The sequence below is a fragment of the Actinokineospora sp. genome (assembly GCF_050699995.1).
Classification (GTDB): Bacteria; Actinomycetota; Actinomycetes; order Mycobacteriales; family Pseudonocardiaceae; genus Actinokineospora.
The window spans coordinates 1-7,825 of record NZ_JBOHGC010000120.1 but is presented as its reverse complement, the minus strand read 5'-3'; the positions used below and the strand labels follow the sequence as shown (position 1 = coordinate 7,825).

Annotated in this window: 8 protein-coding genes and 2 pseudogenes; 7 read left to right on the top strand and 3 right to left on the bottom strand. The window is 69.8% G+C overall.

Annotation, left to right across the window (positions count from 1 at the left end; translation table 11 throughout):
* Positions 1-114 precede the first annotated feature (114 nt).
* Positions 115-1,089: a LysR family transcriptional regulator gene (locus tag ACRDSQ_RS06865; protein ID WP_431419727.1), complete on the top strand. Its 975-nt coding sequence runs from the start codon at positions 115-117 to the stop codon at positions 1,087-1,089.
* 6 nt (positions 1,090-1,095) lie between these two features.
* On the opposite strand, the gene ACRDSQ_RS06860 is transcribed toward ACRDSQ_RS06865, so the two are convergent.
* Positions 1,096-1,365 (bottom strand): hypothetical protein, encoded by a 270-nt coding sequence (locus tag ACRDSQ_RS06860; protein ID WP_431419726.1) that lies wholly within the window; start codon positions 1,363-1,365, stop codon positions 1,096-1,098.
* 88 nt (positions 1,366-1,453) lie between these two features.
* Positions 1,454-1,984 (bottom strand): AMIN-like domain-containing (lipo)protein, encoded by a 531-nt coding sequence (locus ACRDSQ_RS06855; RefSeq protein WP_431419725.1) that lies wholly within the window; start codon positions 1,982-1,984, stop codon positions 1,454-1,456.
* A gap of 204 nt (positions 1,985-2,188) precedes the next feature.
* Here ACRDSQ_RS06855 and ACRDSQ_RS06850 point away from each other — a divergent pair, with 204 nt between their 5' ends.
* The 5 genes and pseudogenes from ACRDSQ_RS06850 to ACRDSQ_RS06830 form a co-directional block, all read left to right on the top strand.
* The gene (locus tag ACRDSQ_RS06850; RefSeq protein WP_431419723.1) at positions 2,189-3,943 is read left to right on the top strand and encodes an FG-GAP-like repeat-containing protein; all 1,755 of its coding nucleotides are present in this window, start codon (positions 2,189-2,191) and stop codon (positions 3,941-3,943) included.
* 13 nt (positions 3,944-3,956) lie between these two features.
* Entirely contained in the window at positions 3,957-4,409 is a 453-nt protein-coding gene (locus ACRDSQ_RS06845) for a HEAT repeat domain-containing protein (RefSeq protein WP_431419721.1), read from the top strand.
* A 198-nt stretch (positions 4,410-4,607) separates the two neighbouring features.
* Positions 4,608-5,396, top strand: coding sequence for a S1 family peptidase (locus ACRDSQ_RS06840; RefSeq protein WP_431419720.1), 789 nt, complete (start codon positions 4,608-4,610; stop codon positions 5,394-5,396).
* Positions 5,397-5,498: 102 nt separating this feature from the next.
* Positions 5,499-5,774, top strand: a pseudogene (locus ACRDSQ_RS06835) (copper homeostasis protein CutC); the annotation flags it as partial.
* Positions 5,707-6,033, top strand: a pseudogene (locus ACRDSQ_RS06830) (hypothetical protein); the annotation flags it as partial. The pseudogenes ACRDSQ_RS06835 and ACRDSQ_RS06830, both read left to right, overlap by 68 nt.
* Here ACRDSQ_RS06830 and ACRDSQ_RS06825 read toward each other — a convergent pair.
* Positions 6,014-6,565: a TauD/TfdA dioxygenase family protein gene (locus tag ACRDSQ_RS06825; RefSeq protein WP_431419718.1), complete on the bottom strand. Its 552-nt coding sequence runs from the start codon at positions 6,563-6,565 to the stop codon at positions 6,014-6,016. The pseudogene ACRDSQ_RS06830 and the gene ACRDSQ_RS06825 overlap by 20 nt on opposite strands.
* Before the next feature lie 114 nt (positions 6,566-6,679).
* On the opposite strand from ACRDSQ_RS06825, the gene ACRDSQ_RS06820 reads away from it, so the two are divergent.
* A partial coding sequence (locus tag ACRDSQ_RS06820) for an AAA family ATPase (RefSeq protein ID WP_431419716.1) occupies positions 6,680-7,825 on the top strand: 1,146 nt, incomplete at its 3' end.

The window sequence follows — 7,825 nt, the reverse complement described above, 5'->3', positions numbered from 1 at the left end:
GCCATGCCCAGGCGGGGCAGCGGCGCGTCTGGCACCGGCAGGCTGCCTTCCGCAGGAGGTTGGCACCTCGGCGATGATGTCGCCGGCATCGGCCGGAGGGCCTATAACTTGAGTGTGTACGAGTTGGAATTGCGTCACCTCCGGATCATCATCGCCGTGGCTGACGCGGGCAGTTTGTCCAAGGCAGCGGTCGGCCTGGGCATTTCGCAGCCTGCGCTCACGGCCCAGCTGCAGCGGCTGGAGGGCCGCGTCGGTGGGATGTTGTTCGCCCGGTCGGGCACCGGTGTCGTCCCGACCGACCTTGGGGCCTACGTGTTGTCCTCGGCGCGCGGGCTGTTGGCCGGTGTCGACGAGATGATGGCGGGGGTCAGGCGGCTGACCCAGGCGGTCGCCGTGGCCGGCGCGATCCGGGTCGGTGGTCCGCCGGGGCTTGTCGTGCCGCTGTTCGTCGAGTCGGTCGCCAAGGATGTCGGGAGTGCCGAATCGACGATCGACATCGACACCCATCCGACCGACCTGATCCGCAAGGTGCTCGACGGCAAGCTGGACTTCATCGTCCTGGAGGAGATGCCCGGTTTCCGCACGCCTCTTCCGCCGCCGCTGCGCAGCAGCCTGGTGTTGAGCGCGCCGATGTTCGTCGCGGTCTCGGAGAATCACCGGCTTGCCCATGCCGACGACATCGACTTGCGCGATCTCGCCGAGGACAGCTGGGTGCTGCCCCCGGTAAGCGAGATCGCCGAGCAGCTGGCTCTGCAGCGGGCCTGCGCCCAGGCTGGATTCTCCGCGACGATCAAGTATCAGGTGTCGGACTCGGTCACGACGAGAGCCTTGGTCCACCAGGGCGCGGTCACCCTCGCCAAACCGATGGCCCGCGAAGGCAGCGGTGTGGTCATCCGCAACCTCAAGGGCACGCCCATCACCCAGGAGATCCTGCTGGTCTGGCATGAGGACAGCCCGCTCGTCGGCCTCGCCGAACGTGCGCCCGCTTCCCTGCTCGCGGCCTACGCCCAACTCGTCGACACCAATCCGCTGTTCGCGAGCTGGTGGGCCGAGCACCAGACAGCCCCCGGGCGAGACCCGGCGCCCTAGCGCGGGCTATTTGTCGCCCTGGCCAGTGCCGCCGGACTCGGGGCGGAAGGTGGCCGCCAACAGGGCGTCGGTGAACCTCACCGCGTCGCCATCCAACGTGTGGACCACCGTCCGGCTGTCCTCGTCCGGTGCCAGCCGCTCCGCGAGCCTGGTCGCCCGGGACTTCGCGGCGACCAGGGTGGCGGCTTTGGCGCGCAGTGTCTTGCCGCGGCAGGTGACCTCGACTGTCCACTTGCCTTGGTCGAGTCGGTAGTCGGCGAGAATGGGTTCGTACATGGCGGGGACCTGCCGTTTCGTCGATCCCGGAATCCTCTGTGGCCGATCATCGCACCTGCCCGCCCCCGAGCGCTCGACTCCGAGGCGGCTACCAGCGGTGGGCCACGTCGACGACCATGCGGGACCCCGTGCCGGGGCCGTCGAGCAGCAGCACCCGGAACGGCAGGCGGGCCCGCACGCCCAGGCCGATCGTCGTCTGCCCCTCGAACTGCCCGGCCCACGCGACATGCCGGAACGTGCTGTAGCCGGTGACGTTGGCGAGTTCGCCGTTCGGGAGGAAAATCGCGTCGGTCGGTGTCGTCGGGACCTTCGCCACGACCTCCAGGCGCGCGCCACCACGAACGGGCACAAGTTCGCCCGACCCGTCCTTGCGGATCTCGTCGACATAGCGCACCGAGTAGCCGCGGACGTCTCCGTTCACGTCGAGGACCATCCGGTCGAAGCAGGTGTGGCGGCCGGTGCGGAGGGCGTAGAGCTCGTCGACGGAACCCGGACCCGCTTCCTTCGGCAGGGAACCCCAGGTGATGCCGCAGTACGGCGTACTCGCCCCCGCCGTGGCGGGCACCCCCAGCAGCACGCCGAAGACCATCGCCACCAGGACAACAAGGGAACGCCTCATCACGGCCTCCTGACCCCGAGATAGTGCTGCCCTCAAGGACGTTTGTCCCCGCGCCCAGGTTGCTTGCGCGGCGAGCCCGCGGCTGAACCCGTAACAGGCGGACCGCGCTGAGCGACCACTACTCAATGGGATGGTCATATGACCGTGCGCGATGGCCATCTCGGATCGAACCAGGTACGGGGCCAGGCTGGAGGTACGAGTCCTATGTCTCGCAACGACGATTTCGACGGCGACGGCCGGGCCGAGTTGCTGGTGTCCAGCCCCTGGGGCCTCGGGATCCTCGAGCTGTCGGGCAGCACGTTCACCGCGCCGGTGATGGCGCCCAACGGCACCCGCTTCGGCGGCTGGAACCTGCAGACCGGGGACAACCGGTTCGGCCCCGTCGGCGACTTCGACGGCGACGGCCGGGCCGAGATCGTGTTCTCGAGCCCGTGGGGCATCGGCGTGCTCGAGCAGCGGGGCAACACGTTGGCGCCGCTGATGATGGCGCCCAACGGCACCCGCTTCGGCGGGTGGAACTTCCAGTCGGGTGACAACCGCTTCGAGAAGGTCGGGGACTTCGACGGCGACGGCCGGGCTGAGCTGCTCATCACGAGCCCATGGGGCCTGGGCGTGTTGGAGCTCGCCGGGTCGTCGCTCGCGGCCCCGATGATGGCCCCCAACGGCACCCGCTTCGGCGGCTGGAACCTGCAGACCGGGGACAACCGGTTCGGCCCCGTCGGCGACTTCGACGGTGACGGCCGGGTCGAGGTGTTCGTCTCCAGCCCCTGGGGCGTGGGGATCCTGCAGCTGCAGGGCAACACGATGCGGCCACTCATGATGGCGCCGAACGGGACGCGGTTCGGCGGCTGGCTGCTCAACACCCGGGACAACTTCTTCCGTCTCGCCGCCGACTTCGACGGTGACGGGCGGGCGGAGATCCTCGTGACCAGCCCCTGGGGCATCGGGATTCTCGAGCTCTCCGGCGGGACCCTCGGCGCGGTGACGATGGCCGCGAACGGGACCCGCCTGGGTGGCTGGGTCGTCGACACCACGAACAACCGCTTCGGGCCGGCGGCGGACTACGACGGCGACGGGCGCGCCGAGCTGTTCCTGAGCAGCCCGTGGGGCGTCGGCACGCTCGAGCTGAACGGTGGGGCTCTCACCTCCCCGCTCATGGCCGCGAACGGGACCCGGCTGGGCGGTTGGGTCGTCGACACCACGAACAACCGCTTCGGGCCGGCGGCGGACTACGACGGCGACGGGCGCGCCGAGCTCATCGCCACCAGCCCGTGGGGGCTCGGCGTGCTCGAGCCGACCGGCACGTCGGCGGGGTCGCCGGTGATGGCCCCCAACGGCACGCGCTTCGGCGGGTGGAACCTCCAGACCGGGGACAACCGGTTCGGCGTCCGCCGAGAGTGCTTCGAGCACATCGTCGTCCACTTCAAGACGCTCGTCGCGCAGACCGCGGCGATCACCACGTTCATGGACACGCAGTACAAGGCGATGGAGGACCTGTTCGCCGACTACGGCATCGCCACCTACCGCGGGACGACCGAGGACCTGAGCGCTGACACGACGCTCGCGGGCGTGGTCGATCTCGACGTCGGCTCGTGCCTGCTCGGGCGCCCCACGGCCGAACACAACACGCTCTTCACGCGAAGGAACGGTGCGGGCGTCAACGACATCGTCGTCTACGTCGTCCGGACCCTGACCAACGGCGCCGCGTCGACGAACCTGCTCGGCTGCGCCACCCACCCGGCCAACCAGCCGGGGTGCGCGGTCGTGCAGGCCAACGCCCGGTGGCTGCTCGCCCACGAGGTCGGGCACGTGCTCGGGCTCCGGCACTGGCCCAACCCGCCCGCGGCGAACAGCCAGTACCTGATGTTCCCCAATGTCGGATGGACTGGCGTTCCGCCGGACATGGTCCAGACGGAAGTCGCGACCATGGTGGACTCGGCCCTTACCCGGGCCTTCTGAAAGGGGTGTGGAGATGACCATGAGCATGGAGGAGATCCGGTCGCGGCTCAGCTCCATCGAGGGCGACACACAGATGTATGTCGACCTCGGCGCCGACGAGGTCCCGCTGCTGGTCGAGCTCCTCGACGACGAGGAGGCGTGGATGGCGCAGCGAGCGGTGTACGCCCTGGCGAGGATCGGCACACCGGAGGCCCTCGCCGCGCTCGAGCAGGCCAGTGACAGCAGCCGCGCGGAGGTGCGCGTCGCCTGCGCGACCAGCGCGAACCTGCTCCCACCCGAGGCCGCCGACCGAGTCCTGACCAAACTCCTGACAGATCGGGAGGTGGGCGTGCGGAAGTTCGCCGTCGAAAACGTGACGCCCGACAACGAGGACAGTGTCCGGCAGCTCGTGGCCGAGATGGCCGACGCCGACGACGACGCCCTCAGGGCCAAAGCGCGGTCCCGGGCTCGCGAGCTCGGATACTGACCGACGGCCGCCTATTCCCCGCGCGGCGGAATCTCAAACATAATGAATGCCTATAGCATTGTTCGGGCCGCCGAATAGCCATTGCGGACCGCCTGGCAAATGGCAAAGCGTTTCGTCGGGTATTTCCGCTCCCGATTCGCTGCGAGGGTCCTTTCCACCACGGGACGACGGTTCCCGAGGGGAAAGGAGAACGACACGATGAGGGTAAAAGCCCTGCTCGTAGGTGTTCTCGCTGCGGCAGGGACCGTGACCGCGTTCAGCGTTTCCGGCGCCGCGAATGCCACGCCGACCGGAGATGTCCAGCCGTACATCGTCGGCGGGGGAAACGCGTCGCAGACCTACAGTTTCATGGTGTCCCTGCAGAATGACGCGGGCAGGCACTTCTGTGGTGGATCGCTGATCAAGGCCGACTGGGTGGTGACCGCGGCCCACTGTGTCGACGGCGCGCAGGCGAGCGAGATCCAGGTCAGGGTCGGGTCGATCGACTACACCACCGGTGGTCACACCGCCAAGGTCGAGAAGGTGATCGCGCACCCGAAGTACCAGGGTGATTTCGACATCGCGCTGCTGAAGCTGAGCAGCGCCGCCTCGGAGGAGCCGATCGCCCTCGCCGCGTCGGCGGGCGAGACGGGGACCGATACGCGCATCATCGGCTGGGGTCAGACGTGTCCGCCCAAGGGTGGCTGTGGCGCTCCGGAGACCTTGCAGGAGCTCGACACGTCCATCGTCGCGGACACCGAGTGCAGGCAGGGTTTCAACGAGGCCAACGAACTCTGCACGGACAACCCCGGCGACAAGGCGGGTGCGTGCTACGGCGACTCCGGCGGTCCGCAGATCAAGAAGGTGGACGGCAAGTGGGAGTTGGTCGGCGCGACCAGCCGGGCGGGCGGTGAGGCGTCCGACTGCGCGGTCGACCCGTCGATCTACACCGACGTCACCGCGTTCAAGACGTGGATCGACGAGACCATCGCCGGCGGGTCCAGCTGACCTGAGCCGACTTGAACGAAGCCGCACCCTTCGCGAGGAGGGTGCGGCTTCGTCCATCTATCACCTATGGTCTAAACCAAAGCTTCGGCGGAGGAGGACCACGTGACCTGTCTGCTTGAGGTCATCGCGCTGACCGTGACCGACGCCCGCGCGGCCGAACGGGGTGGCGCCGACCGGGTCGAGGTGGTCAGCGACATGGCGGCCGACGGACTGACCCCGGCCACCGACCTGGTCGAGCGCATGCGCGCGGCCGTCGACATCCCGCTGCGCGTGATGCTGCGCGACCGCGTGGGATTCACCATCGACCGCGATGGGATCGCCTGCCTGGCGCGAACGGCGAAGCGCCTGCGCGCGGCGGGCGCGGACGAGTTCGTTCTCGGATTCCTCACCGCCGACGGCCGGATCGACGTCGAAGCCACCACGGCCCTCGTCGAAGGGCTGGACGGAGCGATGGACCTTCCACCGGGCCATCGACCACGCCGTCGACGAGGAGGCGGCATGGTCGGCGCTGCATGGCTTGCCCGGCCTCGATTTCGTCCTGACGGCGGGCTCGGCCGCGGGGTTGCCCACCGGCCTCCCGGTGCTCGCCGACCGGGCGGCGCGACCCGTGGAGGGAGTCAGACTGTTGGCGGGCGGCGGCCTGCGGGCCGAGCATGTCCCGGCGCTGCGGGCGATGGGGGTAGACGCGATCCACGTTGGCGGCCTTGTGCGGTCCGGCTGGGACTCCCCGGTGCGCGAGGACCGGGTCCAAGCACTCCGCGTGCACCTCGATGAGCACTGACGCATCGCGCGCGTGCGGCCCGGCCTCGGCAACGCTTCCCACCGGCGCCGACGAGTTCGGAGACCGAGCCGTCGACGCCGACCGGCACATCGCCGAGGATGGTCACCCGGTGCATGACCCGCTCGTTGTCGTAGTGCGCGAAGTCGGTCGGCGCGAAGTGGCACGTGGACCTGTTGTCCCAGAAGGCGATGCTGCCCGGTTCCCAGCGGAACCGCACGGTGTGCTCGGCGCTGGTGAGGTGCTCGAAGAGCAGGTCGAGCACGCGGCGGCTCTCGACCTGGCTCAGCTCCATGATCCGCGTGGTCGACCCAGGGCTGACGAACAGCGCGCGCTCACCGGTCTCCAGGCGCACCCGGACCACCGGGTGAATGACGAGTTCAGTCGTCACGCTCCTGCTGCTGCCGCTGTGGGTGCAGTGGGCGCACACGGCAGGCTGACCCCGCCTCGGATACCGGGTCCATTCTGGACCTGGCGCGGTGCGCGGCGGGCTAAGGTGGCCGGCATGTCGCTGGTGGGTAGGGACGCCGAGCAGGCGCGGATTCACCGCCTGCTGGCGAACGCGTGTGACGAACGGAGCGGCACGCTGGGGCTGCGGGGCGCGGCGGGCATCGGGAAATCGGTTCTTCTCGATCACGCCGTGTCGACCGCCGAAGCCGAAGGCCGCATGCGCGTGGTCCGCGCGGCGGGGGTCGAGTCCGACTCCGAGCTGGCCTACGGTGGCCTGCACCAACTCTTGTTCCCACACCTGGACCGGTTGGACGCTCTCCCCCTCCCCCAGGCCACGGCCCTGCGGTGCGCTTTCGGCCTGGCCGAGGGCGACGAGGCCAACCGGTTCCTGATCTCCGCGGGCACCCTGTCGTTGCTCGCCGAGCTGGCCGAGGACGCTCCGCTGCTGTGCGTGGTCGATGACCTGCAATGGCTCGACCAGGGTTCGGTGGAGGCGCTGATGTTCGCGGCCCGCCGCTTCGTGGCCGACCCGATCGCGGTGCTGTTCGCGGTGCGCGAGACGTCGGTGGTGTTCGAGATCGCGGGCGTCGAGGTCGTGGAGCTGCCCGGCCTCGCCGCGCCGGAGGCCGCGCGGCTGCTCGACGGCCACGCGCCGGAACTCCTCGAACCGGTGCGGACGCGGGTCCTCGCCGAGTCCGGCGGCAATCCGCTGGCGATCATCGAGCTCGGGTCGGCGCGGCTCGCGGCACCCGAGGTCGACGAGTCCGACCCGGCCGAGCACGTCGGCCCGCTGCCTGTGACCCGCCGCGTGCAGGAGGCGTTCCGCCACCAGATCGTGGAGCTTCCCGACCGCACCCAGCGCGCGCTTCTGGTGGCGGCGGCCGACACAGCGGCGCCCCTGGCGACGATCCTGCACGTCATCGAATCCCTCGGGGGCGCCCCCAGCGACCTGGCGCCCGCCGAACGCGACCGGCTGGTCCGGATCGACAGCCGGATCACGTTCCGCCACCCCCTGGTACGGGCAGCCGCCTACCAGCACGCGCTGCTGCACGAGCGGATCGAGGTCCATCGCGCGTACGCCGAGGCGCTGCGCGCGGACGCCGACGCCGACCGCCGGGCCTGGCACCTCGCCGCTGCCACCACCAGCCCCGACGAGGCGGTGGCCGCCGAACTCGAAGCCGCGGCGGAGCGGGCCTGGCAC

Coding starts and splice junctions, on each gene's coding strand:
- ACRDSQ_RS06845 (WP_431419721.1), top strand. CDS start 3,957: ATGACCATGAGCATGGAGGAGATCCGGTCGCGGCTCAGCTCCATCGAG.
- ACRDSQ_RS06850 (WP_431419723.1), top strand. CDS start 2,189: ATGTCTCGCAACGACGATTTCGACGGCGACGGCCGGGCCGAGTTGCTG.
- ACRDSQ_RS06840 (WP_431419720.1), top strand. CDS start 4,608: ATGAGGGTAAAAGCCCTGCTCGTAGGTGTTCTCGCTGCGGCAGGGACC.
- ACRDSQ_RS06860 (WP_431419726.1), bottom strand. CDS start 1,365: ATGTACGAACCCATTCTCGCCGACTACCGACTCGACCAAGGCAAGTGG.
- ACRDSQ_RS06855 (WP_431419725.1), bottom strand. CDS start 1,984: ATGAGGCGTTCCCTTGTTGTCCTGGTGGCGATGGTCTTCGGCGTGCTG.